Here is a 16,231-nt window from a genome sequence, read left to right on the forward strand (position 1 = left end):
ACCTGTTAAAAATCATGGTGCTAATATATCGGCAACCGGCCTTAAGGTGAAGTACGAGGTGCGCAGGTCGCGGCTGATATCAAGAAAATGGTGAAAATAAATAACACCGACTAAACTTAAAGGATGTAAATGCATTAGCCATCGTTGCCAACCTAGCCATTTTTATTATCCCCCATTCGTTAAATTTCATAAAAACCATAAGGTGAGTCTCATTATGTCTATCAACATTCGCAGCTTTGCTGCCACTTCTGAAACCACGCCGGTTGCCTTACACCATATTATCCGCCGGGATCCGCGTGAAAATGACGTCGTGATTAACATTGCCTACTGTGGCGTTTGCCACTCCGATATCCATCAGGCCCGCAACGAATGGCATAACACCATTTATCCGGTGGTACCGGGGCATGAGATTATCGGTCAGGTGACCTCCGTGGGCAAAAGCGTGACTAAATTTAAGCCGGGTGACTGGGTGGGCGTCGGCTGTATGGTTGATTCCTGCCAGCACTGTGCATCCTGTACTGAAGGGCTTGAACAGTTCTGTGAAAATGGCGCAACCTTTACTTATAACGGCAAAGACCGCCACGACGGCACCGTGACTTACGGTGGCTACTCTGAACAAATCGTCGTTTCAGATAAGTTTGTCTTATCCCTGCCGGAAAAACTCGATCCTAAATCTGCAGCACCGCTGCTGTGCGCCGGTATTACAACCTATTCCCCGCTTCGCCACTGGAATATTGGTCAAGGCCATAAAGTCGCGGTGGTTGGCCTGGGCGGCCTAGGTCATATGGGACTGAAATTTGCCAAAGCGATGGGCGCTGACGTTACCCTATTCACCCGCTCCGCCGGAAAAGAGCAAGAAGCATTGCGCTTAGGTGCCGACCATGTGGTGCTATCTACCAATCCAGACCAAATGAAGGCGGTTGCAAATCACTTCGATTTTATTCTCGATACCGTCCCTCAACAGCACGACCTCAATCCGTATATTGCCACGCTAAAACGCGATGGTGCACTGGTGCTGGTCGGGTTACTGGAACCGATTGAGCCTACGTTCCACAGCGGGCCATTGGTATTGGGCCGAAAAACTCTGGCGGGTTCACTGATTGGCGGAATTCCTGAGACCCAAGAAATGCTCGACTTTTGTGCGCAACACGGCATTACCTGTGATGTAGAGATGATTAATATTCAGGAAATTAATCAGGCCTATACCCGCATGCTAAACAGCGATGTGAGATACCGGTTTGTTATTGATATGAAGTCGATTGAAACGGAAGAGAAAGCCTAGTTCTCAACGTTATCAGCCCGAATGCTGCCATCCGTTCTCTATCGTGATGGCAGTATTATCCCTCCGCCTCGAACAAGATTAAGCCGCGTCTCCATTTGCTTCCCATAACGGTCATAACTTTGAATAATGTCACAATTAATTAACATTTTGTTATCATTTTCTTGTCATTGGTTGTTTTGTAATCATACTTACTGATCTACGGGTTGATAAACGTCCAAAATACCTGAGGCCACAACTTCAGGTACCAACGATATAAAAATGGGAACAAAAGCATGTCAAAAAAAATGAATCTCCTGATGATCAGTATGCTAGCCCTCAATATCGGTGCTGCAAGTGCTGCTCCTGACAACTATCCGGCCGACTACCAAAAAATTATCGATGCGGCTAAAAAAGAAGGCAAAGTGGTTATCTATTCCACCACAGATACCGCAGCAGCAGCCCCTATCATTAAAGGCTTTGAAGCGCTCTATCCGGGAATTTCAGTCGAATATAATGATATGAACAGTACTGAGTTATATAACCGCTATATCAGCGAGCAGGCATCGTCCAGCGGCAGCGGCGATGTAGTCTGGAGCTCAGCCATGGATACCGGGTTAAAGCTCGCCAAAGACTACGCTATGCCCTATAAATCACCGGAAGCTGACAAACTCCCTTCCTGGGCCGTCTGGAAAGAAACCGCCTACGGAACCACCTACGAACCGCTGGTCTTTATCTACAATAAACGCCTGATAAAAGAAGATGAAGTACCGAAATCTCACGCCGATTTAGCCACATTAATCAAATCACAGCCCGACCGATTCAAAAATAAAGTTACCACCTATGATATCGAAAAATCTGCTCTGGGCTTTATGCTGTCGGTCGAAGATATGAAAAACGATCCTAAATACTTTGATCACCTCAAAGATATCGCCAGTGCAGGCATGGTGGTTCAGTCATCGACCGGCACCATGCTAGAGCGCGTCTCTTCCGGTGAGAATCTGATTGGTTACAACATACTCGAGCCTTATGCCAAAAGCCGTGCGGTAAAAGATCCTTCTCTCGGCATTGCCTATCCTGAGGATTACACCTTAGTACTGTCGCGGGTAAGCTTTATCAGCGATCAGGCGGCCCATCCTAATGCGGCCAAGCTATGGCTGGACTATTTACTCTCGCAAAAAGGGCAGGATATTTTAGCCAATCAGGCCAATATCACCTCTATTCGTGACGATATCACCGGAGATAACGACGTAGCAGGTACAACAAAACTGCTCGGCAATGCATTAAAACCAATCCCGGTTAATGAAAGCCTGTTGGAATATCTGGAACAGAATAAGCGTCTGGATTACCTGAAAAAATGGCGGGCGACCACCGGAAAATAACCGCAAGCTGCTTTAGCCATAAAGGCTGTGGCCTTTATGGCTAACATCTTCCTTCTCAATTGGATTGAATAGGATTGGTTCGACTATGTATTCATTGCGCAAAATAAAGCAGAGCTTACCGCGCGGTGTCGTAGTGCTGCTAACGGCATTATTTATCTACGGACCACTGGCGCTTATTGTCACCCAGAGCTTTCTGTCCGCTCCATTTTTTGTGGCGGATAAAACCTTTAGCCTGGATGCCTACCGATTTGTTTTTGACGATCCTGATTTCTATAAAGCGTTAAAAAGCAGCTTTATCTTAGCAACCGGCCTGGTGGTTATTGTGATCCCTCTTGGCGGTATTCTGGCGTTTCTGATCGTCAGATGTGACCTTCCCGGTCGGCGCTGGATTGAACCGATGATATTGGTGCCGGTATTTGTTTCACCGATGGTTTTAGGTTTTGGCTATGTGGTCGCCGCCGGCCCGGTAGGATTTTTCTCACTGTGGGTACAGGATATTATTGGCTTTGTGCCATGGAATATCTATTCAATGACCAGCATTGTGATTATTGCCGGGCTGATGCACGTTCCTCATGCTTATCTGTATATCTCATCGGCACTGCGCAATATGGGGTCCGACGTTGAAGAAGCGGCCCGTATTTCCGGCGCATCACCGCTGCAGGTAATGGTGGCGGTCAGCCTGCCGATGGTCAGGCCGGCTATCTTATATGCCACCGTATTGCTGTTTTTCCTCGGGCTGGAAGTTTTCGGTTTAATGCTGGTATTAGGAGACCCGGAAGGCAATCTGGTACTGGCGACCTATTTATATAAATTAACCAATAAGCTGGGTATACCCTCTTACCACCTGATGGCGGTTGTCGCCGTGGTCTTAATCAGCATCACCGTGCCGTTAATTATGATTCAGCGCCGTTTAATGCGGACCAGCAACCGGTTTGTCACGGTAAAAGGCAAAGCATCAAAATCCCACGTATTGCCGCTAGGGAAGTGGCGTTGGGTCTCTTCCGGCATCGTTGTGTTTTGGCTGATTATTACCATATTTATTCCTCTGACCGGCATATTGCTGCGCGCATTTGTCTCTAATTGGGGGATCGGTGTTTCACTGTTTGACCATCTTTCTCTTGATACCTTCCGCACGGTATTCTCCCAGCCGAACTTAATCAGGGCGATTGTCAACTCGGTCGCTATCGGCGTGGTCGGTGGAGCCCTTGCGGTTATCTGCTACACCTTTATCGGCCTGGCCATGCATCGTAAACCGGACCGCGTAACTCAGTTCTTAGATTACAGCGTTTTGGTTCCGCGGGCCGTTCCGGGCATTCTGGCCGGTCTGGCATTTTTATGGGTATTCCTGTTCACCCCAATGTGGATGGATAAGTCTCTGGCTAATGGCTATATGTCGATCATTCCGGGCTCTGAATGGATACGGGAGAACGTTATTGTCTGGATGCGCAGCATACGTAACACCATCTTCAGCGTATGGCTGGCCTATACCGTGGTGTGGCTGGCTTACGGCCTGCGGCTTATTTCATCGGCGCTGTTACAGGTTGGCGCAGAGCTGGAAGAAGCGGCGCGCAGCACCGGCGCGCAGCGTGGTCAGGTTACCCGCCACATTACCGTTCCGCTGGCGCGCTATGGGCTAATCGGCTCGTGGTTACTGATGTTTCTCATCTTTGAGCGGGAATACTCTACCGGCGTCTATCTGTTATCTCCCGGCACGGAAACCATCGGCTCGATGTTGGTTTCCCTGTGGGCTACCGGCGCGGTAGATATCGTTGCTGCACTGTCGTTTATTAATATTGTGTTGGTTATGCTCGGATTAGGCATCGCCCTGCGTTTTGGAGTAAAACTTAATGACTGAACTTACTGTAGAGAACCTGCATCTGGACTACGGCACCAACCCGGTGCTGAAAGGGGTTTCGATGCAGTTGCACAAAGGCGAAGTTGTCACCTTATTGGGGCCTTCCGGTAGCGGAAAAACCACATTGTTACGCGCGGTAGCCGGGTTGGAAGGCCCGAGCAAAGGGCGTATCACTATCGGCAACCGCGTAGTATATGAAGGCACTACCGGCGAAGAGGTGCCGGTAGAAGAGCGTAACTTAGGCCTGGTATTCCAGTCTTATGCCCTTTGGCCCCATATGACGATTTCTGACAATATCGGTTACCCGCTAAAGCTGCGTAAAGTGCCGTCGGCAGAAATAAAACAGCGGGTTCAGGCAGTATTAGATCAATTGGGATTGGGCCATTTAGGCCAGCGTTATCCTCATCAGCTATCCGGCGGGCAGCAGCAACGGGTGGCTATCGGTCGCGGACTGGTCTATAACCCGCCCGTCCTGCTACTGGATGAACCGCTGTCTAATCTGGATGCCAAACTGCGCGAAGAGGCCAGAGTGTTTTTACGCCGTCTGATCGTCGATCTGGGGCTATCGGCGCTGATGGTCACGCACGACCAAAACGAAGCGATGGCGATTTCCGATCGAATTCTGCTGTTGAATAACGGAGTTATTGAGCAACAGGGCACGCCTCAGGAGATGTACGGCACGCCAAAGTCTCTGTTTACCGCCGAGTTTATGGGCAGCAACAATCGGCTTAATGGCCAGATTAGCGAATTAAAAGACGGCTATGCTCGCATTCAGGGCTCTAGCTGGACGCTATGGGGAAAACCGGTAGGTGATTTAAGCATTGGCCAAGAGGTCACCGCTATTATTCGGGTAGAACAGGTAAAACTTAACGAGACTAGTGAAGAGAATTATCTGGAACTACCGCTGTTGACCAAAATGTACCTTGGCAGCCACTGGGAATATCTGTTCCGCGAGTCTGATGATAACTCCCCGGTGCTGCGCGCGTTTGGTAGCCACCAACAGCACGACGGGCAGTGTCGATTATCGATGCCGATGGATCAGGTTTGGGTGTTTGCCAAGGAGTAATTCCTTGCTCGATGGTGTCACGCTCTGGTTATCCACGGGAGAAACAGAGCGTGACACCATCACCCCCTCAAGGCCGTCATCCCCGTGAAAACGGAGATGACGGAGAGTGACAGTAACGCTCTACTCACCGGACGGAAACAGGAAAGGATTCACGCCGCTTCTGGCGAAGTTTTCCCCTTCCATTTTAGCGTCCAGCACCAGCGAGGCTAGGTCATCGGCCACGGGTTCGACGTACTGGTCTTTATCCTGATACAAAATCTTCAGATAACTCCCACAGTCACCACAGCTTTCAGCTTTTATTGCGGCTTGTTCAGTATCCAGCGACCAGTAATCTAACTTACCGGTTTGCTCACAGTTACTGCACTTCACCCGTACCATATGCCATTCACTTTCACACAGGCTGCAATGCAAATAGCGAAGCCCGGTTTCGGTACCGATGTGCACCACGCTGGCAACCGGGGGGCTATCGCACACCGGACAGTTATGGCGCTCTTCGCCGTATTCAGCGCGCGCTTTTCCGGGAATCTGTGTCGCCATTTGTGCCCAGTAAAGAGACAGCGCAGCCCACAGGAACGGCGCCTTATCACTGCCCACTTTGGCAATATCACCGCTTAACAGCGCCGTGGCTAAATCTTCCAGTTCCTGAGAACCGGCCTTTTTCAGCACTTCAAGCACTGGTGCAACGTGTTCAGGCGCATCAGGCTCCAGCTCAGCAATGATAGACGTTAACAGCGTTTGCCAGTGCTTACTGCGGGGTAAATATTTGACGGACAGCGGTGCATGGTCGGTAACCGAAGAGGCCTTTAACACTTCGGCTAAATCAATAACTAGCGGATGGTCATGATGGGCATTCTGCTGAGCATCCACTACCGTAGCGGCAAATGTCAGATAATCACCCAGTGCGTGCTCTTTCGCCAACTGACGTAAACGTTCAGCACGGCGGGAATATAAGCTTTTTAAGTTGGCAAATAACAACGGCGGGATCGCTCCCGCCGTTTTTGCCACTTCGCCCGGAGGGACGATGCGGATACTACTCATCTTTTTTAGCTTCCTCAGCTTCTTCGGCGACAACTTCGCGATACCAGCGAGGGTGGTGGCGTTTAGCCCACTTACGGCTAACTTTACCCTCAACCATACCGGTAATCGATCCCTTCACCCAGAATGCCATATACATATGGATCAGGATGGCGTGAATCAACACAATCGCGGCTACCGCATGAACCATCAGCCCTAAGCGAATGGCCCAGATCGGGAAGAACTCGGCAAAGTACGGGCGCCAGATAATCACGCCGCTCACCAGCAGTACGAGAATTAAACTCATAATGCTCCAGAACATCGCTTTCTGACCCGGGTTATATTTGCCCACGTCAGCCACTTTATGTTCGTTGCCTTTCAGGACTTCAACAATGTGTACAAACCAGCCGATATCATCCCGTTTCGGGATGTTATGGCTAACAAAGCGGAAGAACATCACTACCAGCACACAGAAAATCAATACGCCAAAGAACGGGTGAAGAATACGTCCCATTTGTGGTGTACCGAAAGTCTGAGTCAGCCAGCTTAAGGTCGGGAAAAACATCGCAATGCCGGACAGCGCAACTAAAAAGAAGCAGATTACCACGGTCCAGTGGCAAGCCCGGTCAACAAACGAGTAACGCTTAATCATCTTATTTTGTTTCATGATGATCCTCCTCGTCATCGTCTTCATCCACTTTGTTCGGACCAACGCCGATATAGTGGTAGATCAGACCGGCGAAGCTGACAACAAATGCCGCGGCTGACAGTGGTTTTAATACGCCTTTCCAGAAGCCAACCACCGGACTGATGGATGGATCTTTCGGTAGGCCATGATAAAGCTCAGGGCGATCCGCATGATGCAGAACGTACATAACGTGAGTACCGCCAACGCCAGCCGGATTATACAGGCCTGCATTGGTGTAACCGCGCGTGTTCAGTTCAGCGACGCGTCCTTCCGCCAGTTCAATCATGTCTGCCTTAGTACCAAAATGAATGGCACCGGTCGGACAGGTTTTCACACAGGCGGGTTCCTGGCCTACGCTGACACGGTCAACGCACAGGGTGCACTTGTAAACCCGGTTGTCCTCTTTGTTCAGACGCGGAACGTCGAACGGACAGCCGGCGATACAATAGCCACAGCCGATACAGTGTTCCGACTGGAAATCAACGATACCGTTGGCATACTGAACGATAGCACCGGCAGACGGACAGGCCTTTAAGCAGCCCGGATCCGCACAGTGCATACAGCCGTCTTTACGGATCAGCCATTCCAGCTTGCCGTTCTCTTCAACTTCAGAGAAGCGCATGACGGTCCATGACTTGGCGGTCAGATCCGCCGGGTTGTCATACACCCCGACGTTGTGACCAATTTCATCACGAATATCATTCCACTCTGAACAGGCCACCTGACAGGCTTTACAGCCGATACAGGTGGTCACGTCAATCAGCTTTGCCACTTCTTCCTGATGATGACGCACCTGTGGAGGTGGCGTCAGGGCGTTGGTGGCGGAACTCTTGATAATGTCTTGAGATTGCATTGACATAATTTATCTCCGTTACACCTTTTCCACGTTAACCAGGAACGCCTTATATTCCGGCGTTTGCGTATTGGCATCACCGACAAACGGCGTCAGCGTATTGGCCAGATAGCCTTTACGGGCTACCCCTTCGTATCCCCAGTGAATAGGAATACCAATGGTTTCTACGTCCTGACCGTTGACCTTGAGCGTACGAATACGCTTAGTGACCACGGCTTTGGCTTCAATATAACCACGGTGGGAGCTCACTTTAACCGTATCACCGTTCTGGATGCCTTTTGCTTTAGCCAGGTTTTCGCCCATTTCAATGAACTGTTCCGGCTGAGTAATCGCATTCAGTACTGAGTGTTTAGTCCAGAAGTGGAAGTGCTCCGTTAAGCGGTAAGTGGTACCGACATAAGGGAAGTCTTTGGCATTGCCCAGATTAGCAATATCCGCTTTAAACATGCGCGCGGCAGGGTTAGAGATCACCTTGCTGTGCAGCGGGTTAGTGCTGATCGGCGTTTCAAAGGGTTCATAATGCTCAGGGAACGGACCTTCAGCCATTTTATCGGTAGCAAACAGGCGGCCCATGCCTTCGTTTTGCATGATAAACGGACCGACATCGCTACCCGGAGGGGCTGCGCCGTAGTCAGGAACATCAACACCGGTCCACTTGGTTCCATCCCACTCAATCAGAGTACGTTTTGGATCCCAAGGTTTACCCTGAACGTCAGCCGATGCACGGTTATACAGGATTCGACGGTTTAGAGGCCATGCCCATGCCCACGCCAGCGTATTACCCAGACCGGACGGGTCAGAGTTATCACGACGGGCCATTTGGTTACCGGCCTGAGTCCAGCTACCGGTAAAGATCCAGCAGGCGCTGGAGGTTGTACCGTCATCGCGCAACTGTGCGAAACTGTCCAAAAGCTGACCTTTCTTCAGAATCACTTTACCGGTGGCGTCAGTGATATCTTCCAGCGCATAGCCGTTAGACTCTTTAGCCATCTCTTCTGAAGCCGGATGCATTGGCACCAGATAATCCCAGCTCATGTTCATCAGCGGTTCTCTGCCAACGGCGTTATCGCCGTCCTGAGCGTAAAGCTCACGGATTTTGAACAGCAGACCTGCCAGAATTTGGCCATCGGTAATCGCATCACCCGGGCCATCAGCGCCCTTCCAGTGCCACTGTAACCAACGTCCTGAGTTGACGATAGAGCCGTCTTCTTCAGCAAAACAGGTACAAGGCAGGCGGAAGACTTCAGTCTGGATAGACGCCGTATCCACATCATTCTGTTTACCGTGATTTTGCCAGAAAGTCGCGGTTTCAGTATTCAGCGGATCGATAGTCACCAAGAACTTCAGTTTCGACAGTGAACGAACGATCTTGTTTTTATCCGGGAACGATGCAACCGGGTTAAAGCCCTGGCAGATATAGCCATTCACTTTGCCCTGATCCATCATTTCGAAGTATCTCAGAACGTCATAGCCCTGATCCCACTTCGGTAACCAGTCATAACCCCAGTCATTGCTTTTCTGAGCTTTATCACCGTAGAAGCTCTTCATCATGCTGACGAAGAATTTCGGGTAGTTACCCCAGTAGTTAACCTGATCGGCCAGCGCTTTTTTCGGCGTATTGGCATTCAGATAGGTTTCCAGCGTGGTTTGTTTTTCTGACGGTAAGGTCATATATCCCGGCAGAGACTGAGACAACAGGCCAAGGTCGGTTAACCCTTGAATATTGGAGTGTCCGCGCAGGGCGTTAACACCACCACCGGCCATACCCATGTTACCCAGCAGAAGCTGAATCATGGCCATAGTACGGATATTCTGAGCGCCGACTGAGTGTTGAGTCCAGCCAAGGGCATACAGGAATGAAGTGGTTTTATCCGGGGCGCTGGTTTCAGCAATCATTTCGCACACTTTCAGGAAGTCGTCCTGAGGTGTACCACAAATGTTACTAACAACTTCCGGAGTATAACGACTAACGTGTTTCTTCAATAAATTCCACACGCAGTTAGGATCGGTCAGAGTCGGATCGCGCTTGGCGAAGCCGTCTTCACCAACCTGATAGTTCCAGGTGGTTTTATCATATACACGTTTTTCTTCGTCATAGCCGCTGAACAGGCCATCATCGAAGGCAAAATCTTCGCGTACTAACAGGCTGGCGTTGGTATACGCTTTAACGTATTCAGCGTTAACCTTATTATTTTCCATCAGGTACAGAATAACCCCTGACAGGAAGGCAATGTCAGTACCGGAACGAATCGGGGTATAGAAATCGGCAACGGATGCCGTACGGGTAAATCGAGGATCGACTACCAGTAGCTTGGCATTGTTATGAATTTTAGCTTCCATCGCCCAGCGGAATCCCACCGGATGCGCTTCTGCCGCATTACCACCCATAACAACAACTAAGTTAGCGTTTTTGATGTCAACCCAATGGTTGGTCATCGCACCGCGGCCAAATGTTGGAGCAAGACTTGCTACCGTTGGTCCGTGTCAAACACGTGCTTGGTTGTCTACCGCGAGCATACCGAGCGCACGGGAGAATTTTTGAGTCAGTAAGCCATTTTCATTACTGGAAGCCGATGCGGCTAAAAGACCGGTGGTTAACCAACGGTTAACGGTGACGCCTTCAGCGGTGGTCTGCTGGAAGTTGGCATCACGGTCAGCCTTCATCAGCTTAGCGATACGGGTAAATGCTTCATCCCAGCTTAAACGTTGCCATTTATCTGAACCCGGCGCGCGGTATTCAGGATATTTGAGTCGACTGGCGCTATTAACATAATCGATGAGTCCTGCACCTTTAGGGCAAAGAGCACCGCGGTTTACCGGATGATCCGGATCCCCTTCGATATGAAAAATGCTAGCTTTGGCGTTTTTGGCGCCATCACCCATGCTGTACATTAACAGCCCACAACCTACGGAACAGTAAGTACAAGTATTACGGACTTCGCTTGCACGGAGTAGTTTATAACTCCGTGTCTCAGCCAGTGCTAATGAGGGAGCGAATCCCAACACTGCCGCCGTTGTACCTGCCATACCGCCAGCGCAGATTTTAAAAAACTGCCTTCTGCTGACCTGCATGGTTTTCTCCTTCTTATTATTAACTATCACATTGCTCGAAACTAAACGCGTGTGCCCTGTTACTCTTTTAATACCTTTAAATACTTTGTTTCTTAATTCATTTCTCAATAACGGAAAAATAAGGTTTATAATTCAAACAACTAAAAACTCACCTTTTTTACTGTTTGATAAGCCTGCTATTTATCACCGTTGAGTTAAAGACTTTGCAATTGTACGGATATAATATACCGATTAAATTGATCTTGATCCAAATGTTACAAAAATTAACTGATTGTTGGCGGTTTTTACCAGATTTGTACCTCTAATGTTAACGCGAAAAAAATAATCATCAAGAGTAGGTTTGCAAGGGTCTATAAACGTGAAAGAAATAACTTGTTCAGATAGCGATCGTAACCCATCGATTACCGGCGTTAAGCAGCTGACTATCCGGCGCCACAACGCTTTAAATTCACCAGAACAAGACTGGGTTGCTGAAGAAGTTCCCGTAGCCTTAAGCTACAACGGCATTTCTCACGTGGTGATGATGGCCACACCCAAAGAGTTGGAGGAGTTCGCCATTGGCTTCTCTTTGGCGGAAGGTATTATCGAATCGCCCAAAGAAATTTACGGTATTGATGTCCGTGAAAACTGCAACGGAATTGAAGTTGAAATCGAACTGGCGACCCGTCGTTTTGTCGGTCTGAAAGAGCGTCGCAGAGCGATGGAAGGCAGAACCGGCTGCGGGGTGTGCGGCGTTGAACAATTAGGTGAAGTTCTACGGCCAATTAAGCCTCTGCCGTTTACCCAAACCTTTGATCTCAGCCTGTTAGACGGTGTATTACCTCAGCTTAACCATGTACAAATCGTCGGCCAGCTCACCGGCTGTACTCATGCCGCAGGCTGGATATCCCCTGAAGGAAAAATGCTCGGCGGGTGCGAAGACGTAGGCCGTCACGTGGCATTAGATAAACTCCTTGGCGTGCGGGCACAGCAAGGCTGGCAGCAGGGAGCGGTGTTAGTCTCCAGCCGCGCCAGCTATGAGATGGTACAGAAAGCAGCAATGTGCGGCGTTGAGATACTGTTTGCCGTTTCGGCCACCACCACGCTGGCGGTGCAGGTGGCAGAGAAGTGTAACCTGACGCTGGTCGGGTTTAGTAAACCGGGCAGAGCGACGGTGTATACCCATCCGCAGCGGATTATTGGGGGTTAGGCATAATACCCCGCCGCCTGTTCGTCATCCCCGCGAAAGCGGGGACCCAGGTTTGAGCTCACAAATTATCGCTTAGCCCAAGGCCCGGAGCCCATTGAGCTTAAAAACATCGCCCCTCGGCCGCTAGAAAAAGATTATATTTCGACATTCTTTTTGCGGACGAAATTGACGATAAAACTAAATTGAATCATTTTGTCATCAATTGGTTGAAGTGGACTCTATTTATCCCGGACAGCAGTGGTTTTTCAACGGGATGACGGCCGGGGAAATTTCCTTACGCGATTACTGGCGTAGATGACATCGCTATACAATCCTATTCATAATATTTAACAATGGCTTACCATGGACGAAAGACAACAAAAATTAACCGACGAATTTCTCTATAGCAACTCAGGTCAACTCTCTGAGAAAACGTTTTTACAGCAGTTTCCTCAAGGGGAACAAAGCCTTTCTGAATGGGTATCAACCATACTGAATAACGCAGCCACTCAGTGTGTTTCCGGCTCACCAGCCGACTCTGAACGAGTGGAGACAGCGCTAAACCTTGGCTTTCGCTTTGGCTTTGCCCCGGCAGATAAAGGAACATTGATCAATCTATTAGATAATCCGTTGCATACCCGCCATGAAGACGTTATTTGGGCGCTGGAATCGCTTAAACTGGGAAAAGATGACGACCTGACTGAGGCATTTTACCGCTGTGCCTTATCTGAATTTGATTATCTGGATGATGAAAGAGGTGAAGACGGCAGCTATATGCTCAACTCAAACTCAATTTACGGACTGGCTAAAATTGCCACGTCGCTGGCGATTGAAAAACTGGCGTTAATATCTGCTTCAGAGATCCCGCAGATTCGGTCAAAGGTCGAAGAAGTGACAAAAATCTATCATCTTCCCTTAACCTGGCCGGATTGATTTCGCTCATAGGCCAGCGGAATCTCTTTCAATCTGCCGCCGGCCATCGTACATAGCCGGTTCCCCAGCGCAGCACTGTATTTTTCATGGGTTACCATCAGTACTGTCGCTCCCTGCTTTTGCAGGTCTTTCATCTGCCCGAGTATTTCTCCGGTGGTTTCAATATCCAGATCGCTGGTCGGCTCATCGGCAATCAGCAGCACCGGCTGGTTAATCATCGCTCTGGCGATCGCCACCCGGCGCATTTCCCCGCCGGAAAGGTGAGCCGGATACTGATGGTGGTAATTCGGTAAACCAACCCGCTCCAGTAATTCATAGGCTCGGTCCGTAGGGTCACCCTGCCTATCGGCCAAAAACCAAGGCAGGCGAACGTTATCCAATACCGTCAGGTTACTCAGCAGGCTGGCCCCTTGCGGAATATAACCGATGCAGCCATTTCGCAGCGCAGAAAGGTCAGAATCGTTTAAGGAAAATATATCGATACCGTTGAAGAATACCCGACCGGAAGTCGGTTTTAATAATCCGATAATCATATTCAGCAAGGTACTTTTTCCGCTGCCAGAGCGCCCTTCAATGCGTAAGAAGTCGCCGGTTTTAAGCGACAGGCTAACGTCCGATACCGCAACGAACCGACGCGTACCTCGCTGGTACTCTTTGCTTAGCTCTTTTATCTCCAGCAGCATCATTCATTCTCCCGTATCATCATATAAATATCGGAGCGCCCGAGGCGTATGGCTGAATAGACGCTGGCGATCGGCCCGACCAACAGCGATAACAAGCTACTGGTACCGGCAATCATCAGAATGGTTGATAGCGGAGGGTGCAGATAAGGCAGGCCGATCGCGGAGCCAATCAGCGTGCTGAATGAGAACACCACCAGCCCCGACATTCCGATGCCAATCAACGTGCCAAGCGTACTCACCATCAACGATTCACATAGTACCAGCGCCACCAGCTTACGTCGGGTTGCCCCCATGACTCTGAGCAGGCTGAACTCGCGTTTTCGTTCGTTAAACGAAACCGAGAACATAATGACTAATACCCCGACGGCAATGATCCAGAACACCAGCGACAGCCCGTAGATTAAATAGGTTAAGCGGCTCAATTTGGTTGAGATATCTCTCATGATGTTTTTCGCAATCACCACTCGAATATCAAACTCACTGGCGTACTTTTTAAGAATGCTGTAGGCGACAGCATCCACATCTTGGTCTTTAGGCACTTTGACCATCACGCTGGAGATCCAACTGTCGGAGGGTTCTGACGGGAAAGGTTTAATCTTATGGGCAGCCTGCATCATATGCAGCGCGGTAGACTGAGTCATAAATATCGAGGTATCAAACCCCATGCCCGTTCTGTCGAGCACCCCGACCACTTTAACCGGGCGACCAAAGAACGTCAGAGTTTCACCGGGCTTGCTCAGAATGTAACTGCCAACAATTACTTCATCCTCTTCAAGCGGGCGATTGATCTGCTTAGGCAACCATGAATGAATAACGAAGTCAGTACTCTGCTCATAGCCGATAAACTGGACCGGAAACACACAGCATTCAGCATCAATAGACGCCACAAATAGCTGACCGGAAGCCTGTTGAACCCCGGGTAAGGTGCGTATTTTTTCCGTTAAAGCACCGTCAAGATAGAAGGTGCTGGGTTCACCGCGCAGCAAAGCCCCTTCCATATTTTTAGTAAAGCCGCCGGGAACCACCAAAATATCGGCCCCCAGGCGTTTTGACAGGCTCTCAATTCCATTACTGAGGTTCTGTGCCAGCATCGAACCGCCAAACAGTGTAAAAGCAAACATTGCCACCATCATCGCCAGCCCGAAAGTGCGAAAAGGCCGGCGTTTTAAATTGCCAAGAGAAATAGTCACAATGGTAAGAGGCTTGTGCTGCATCATTTATTCCTTATGCCTTTTGGACAGAAAAAATAGATTTCCCAGCGAGAGTGCGGCAGTAAATGAACTGAGTATGACGAGCGCGGGCAAAGTACCTGCATGGCATGGCATTAGCGGTGACGGACATACTCCAATTAACCAGACCGGAAATAACAGGGCCAGAATGGCCGAAAACAGCGTCATCAGGCTGATACCTAAGCGGATGCCTGAATCTTTGAAAATCATTAACGATATTCCGCCAAGGCTAATCAGCCCGCCGGTACCCAGCTCTGCGATAGCCGTCCAGTGGCACTTCATCGGAATATGCTTACCGCTTATCGTTTCCAGCGTGCCATCACAAACCGGAAAAATGTACTGAGGAACAATGGCTATCAGAAACCCCAGCAGCAATATGCCGCCGCCGGGCCAGCGTTGCGGGTTCATTCCACTTCCCAAGGCACGTTATTCACCCCGCTCGACCGGCCGCCCGGAGGTGATCCAACCGTATACGCCTTCAGGCATCTGAAGAACATTGGTATAGCCTAAGCGAATAGCTTCTGTACCGGCCTCAATGCTGGCGTAGCACAGTCGGTTGACACAGTAGAACACCAGCGTTGCCGCTTTATTTTCCGGCAGCAGTGATTGCCAATCAGGCTTGTTGATAAATATCGCCCCCGGCAGATGACCTGAAGCCCAGATATCCGGGGTATTAGCATCAAAGAAATAAACGTCTTTTTGACCAAGCAGTTTATCGGCATATGACATGCTAATAGCGGTAGGTCCTACAGTCTCAGGTGATTCAGCCATTGCCGGGCCAGAGCCGATAAGAAAAACGCTTATAGCAAGGACGATGTAGATCAAAAATCTGCGCATAACTCTTTTTCCTATAAAGCTACACAACCGATGGTTATCGTTATCGAACCGGGATTCAGCGCGAAATATCACACTGACAACGGCTTTTGGGCTGTGTGTAATAGCTAATAGCCATAAAAAATTAATGGGTATGATTTAAGACAATACGTCAGAATGGCGGCAGAAAATGTGACCCTTCCCTGAAAAATCAATA

At 49.5% G+C, this 16,231-nt stretch carries 14 protein-coding genes; 6 read left to right on the top strand and 8 right to left on the bottom strand.

Features of this window, described 5'->3' with window-relative positions:
• The first annotated feature begins 214 nt into the window (after nt 1-214).
• The 4 genes from YWE_RS0104175 to YWE_RS0104190 all read left to right on the top strand — a co-directional run bounded on the left by YWE_RS0104175 (nt 215) and on the right by YWE_RS0104190 (nt 5,561).
• Nucleotides 215-1,282, top strand: a complete 1,068-nt coding sequence (locus tag YWE_RS0104175) for an NAD(P)-dependent alcohol dehydrogenase (RefSeq protein WP_029093382.1) — start codon at nt 215-217, stop codon at nt 1,280-1,282.
• A gap of 284 nt (nt 1,283-1,566) precedes the next feature.
• Nucleotides 1,567-2,640, top strand: a complete 1,074-nt coding sequence (locus YWE_RS0104180; protein ID WP_407641191.1) for an ABC transporter substrate-binding protein — start codon at nt 1,567-1,569, stop codon at nt 2,638-2,640.
• 85 nt (nt 2,641-2,725) lie between these two features.
• Nucleotides 2,726-4,495 carry an ABC transporter permease gene (locus tag YWE_RS0104185; protein ID WP_029093384.1) on the top strand — a complete coding sequence of 590 codons (1,770 nt, stop codon included), beginning with the start codon at nt 2,726-2,728 and terminating at the stop codon, nt 4,493-4,495.
• A complete protein-coding gene (locus tag YWE_RS0104190) occupies nt 4,488-5,561 on the top strand; it encodes an ABC transporter ATP-binding protein (RefSeq protein WP_029093385.1) in 1,074 nt (357 codons plus the stop codon). The genes YWE_RS0104185 and YWE_RS0104190 overlap by 8 nt, the downstream gene beginning before the upstream one ends.
• Before the next feature lie 120 nt (nt 5,562-5,681).
• Here YWE_RS0104190 and fdhE read toward each other — a convergent pair whose 3' ends face one another.
• The 4 genes from fdhE to fdnG are packed head-to-tail and all read right to left on the bottom strand — an operon-like array spanning nt 5,682 to nt 11,188.
• Nucleotides 5,682-6,599 carry a formate dehydrogenase accessory protein FdhE gene (fdhE, locus tag YWE_RS0104195; protein WP_036014988.1) on the bottom strand — a complete coding sequence of 306 codons (918 nt, stop codon included), beginning with the start codon at nt 6,597-6,599 and terminating at the stop codon, nt 5,682-5,684.
• The gene (fdnI, locus tag YWE_RS0104200; RefSeq protein WP_321572721.1) at nt 6,592-7,242 is read right to left on the bottom strand and encodes a formate dehydrogenase-N subunit gamma; all 651 of its coding nucleotides are present in this window, start codon (nt 7,240-7,242) and stop codon (nt 6,592-6,594) included. Before fdnI ends, fdhE begins: the two co-directional genes overlap by 8 nt.
• On the bottom strand, nt 7,229-8,122 hold the full coding sequence (gene fdxH, locus YWE_RS0104205; RefSeq protein WP_029093388.1) for a formate dehydrogenase subunit beta: 894 nt from the start codon (nt 8,120-8,122) through the stop codon (nt 7,229-7,231). Before fdxH ends, fdnI begins: the two co-directional genes overlap by 14 nt.
• A gap of 12 nt (nt 8,123-8,134) precedes the next feature.
• Complete coding sequence (fdnG, locus tag YWE_RS0104210) at nt 8,135-11,188, bottom strand: formate dehydrogenase-N subunit alpha (RefSeq protein ID WP_084166973.1); 3,054 nt, start codon at nt 11,186-11,188, stop codon at nt 8,135-8,137.
• Nucleotides 11,189-11,588: 400 nt separating this feature from the next.
• Here fdnG and fdhD point away from each other — a divergent pair, with 400 nt between their 5' ends.
• Together fdhD and YWE_RS0104225 are read left to right on the top strand one after the other, a co-directional pair.
• On the top strand, nt 11,589-12,377 hold the full coding sequence (gene fdhD, locus YWE_RS0104220) for a formate dehydrogenase accessory sulfurtransferase FdhD (RefSeq protein ID WP_407641192.1): 789 nt from the start codon (nt 11,589-11,591) through the stop codon (nt 12,375-12,377).
• Between the two features lie 342 nt (nt 12,378-12,719).
• The gene (locus tag YWE_RS0104225; RefSeq protein WP_029093392.1) at nt 12,720-13,289 is read left to right on the top strand and encodes a hypothetical protein; all 570 of its coding nucleotides are present in this window, start codon (nt 12,720-12,722) and stop codon (nt 13,287-13,289) included.
• On the opposite strand, the gene YWE_RS0104230 is transcribed toward YWE_RS0104225, so the two are convergent.
• Genes YWE_RS0104230 through YWE_RS0104245 form a run of 4 tightly spaced genes read right to left on the bottom strand, consistent with a single transcriptional unit; the run spans nt 13,262 to nt 16,038 of the window.
• Nucleotides 13,262-13,975: an ABC transporter ATP-binding protein gene (locus YWE_RS0104230; RefSeq protein ID WP_029093393.1), complete on the bottom strand. Its 714-nt coding sequence runs from the start codon at nt 13,973-13,975 to the stop codon at nt 13,262-13,264. The genes YWE_RS0104225 and YWE_RS0104230 overlap by 28 nt on opposite strands.
• Nucleotides 13,972-15,186: an ABC transporter permease gene (locus YWE_RS0104235; RefSeq protein WP_051323184.1), complete on the bottom strand. Its 1,215-nt coding sequence runs from the start codon at nt 15,184-15,186 to the stop codon at nt 13,972-13,974. The genes YWE_RS0104230 and YWE_RS0104235 overlap by 4 nt, the downstream gene beginning before the upstream one ends.
• 3 nt (nt 15,187-15,189) lie before the next feature.
• A complete protein-coding gene (locus YWE_RS26590; protein WP_051323185.1) occupies nt 15,190-15,609 on the bottom strand; it encodes a DUF4418 family protein in 420 nt (139 codons plus the stop codon).
• Between the two features lie 18 nt (nt 15,610-15,627).
• Entirely contained in the window at nt 15,628-16,038 is a 411-nt protein-coding gene (locus tag YWE_RS0104245) for a rhodanese-like domain-containing protein (RefSeq protein WP_036014990.1), read from the bottom strand.
• Nucleotides 16,039-16,231: the final 193 nt, after the last annotated feature.

It is taken from the genome of Budvicia aquatica DSM 5075 = ATCC 35567, assembly GCF_000427805.1.
GTDB lineage: Bacteria > Pseudomonadota > Gammaproteobacteria > Enterobacterales > Enterobacteriaceae > Budvicia > Budvicia aquatica.

Excerpts from the sequence above, each read along its gene's own strand:
- YWE_RS26590 (WP_051323185.1), bottom strand. The coding sequence starts at position 15,609 with ATGAACCCGCAACGCTGGCCCGGCGGCGGCATATTGCTGCTGGGGTTT.
- YWE_RS0104185 (WP_029093384.1), top strand. The coding sequence starts at position 2,726 with ATGTATTCATTGCGCAAAATAAAGCAGAGCTTACCGCGCGGTGTCGTA.
- YWE_RS0104245 (WP_036014990.1), bottom strand. The coding sequence starts at position 16,038 with ATGCGCAGATTTTTGATCTACATCGTCCTTGCTATAAGCGTTTTTCTT.
- fdnI (WP_321572721.1), bottom strand. The coding sequence starts at position 7,242 with ATGAAACAAAATAAGATGATTAAGCGTTACTCGTTTGTTGACCGGGCT.
- YWE_RS0104190 (WP_029093385.1), top strand. The coding sequence starts at position 4,488 with ATGACTGAACTTACTGTAGAGAACCTGCATCTGGACTACGGCACCAAC.
- fdhE (WP_036014988.1), bottom strand. The coding sequence starts at position 6,599 with ATGAGTAGTATCCGCATCGTCCCTCCGGGCGAAGTGGCAAAAACGGCG.
- fdxH (WP_029093388.1), bottom strand. The coding sequence starts at position 8,122 with ATGTCAATGCAATCTCAAGACATTATCAAGAGTTCCGCCACCAACGCC.
- YWE_RS0104235 (WP_051323184.1), bottom strand. The coding sequence starts at position 15,186 with ATGCAGCACAAGCCTCTTACCATTGTGACTATTTCTCTTGGCAATTTA.
- YWE_RS0104175 (WP_029093382.1), top strand. The coding sequence starts at position 215 with ATGTCTATCAACATTCGCAGCTTTGCTGCCACTTCTGAAACCACGCCG.
- YWE_RS0104225 (WP_029093392.1), top strand. The coding sequence starts at position 12,720 with ATGGACGAAAGACAACAAAAATTAACCGACGAATTTCTCTATAGCAAC.
- YWE_RS0104230 (WP_029093393.1), bottom strand. The coding sequence starts at position 13,975 with ATGATGCTGCTGGAGATAAAAGAGCTAAGCAAAGAGTACCAGCGAGGT.
- YWE_RS0104180 (WP_407641191.1), top strand. The coding sequence starts at position 1,567 with ATGAATCTCCTGATGATCAGTATGCTAGCCCTCAATATCGGTGCTGCA.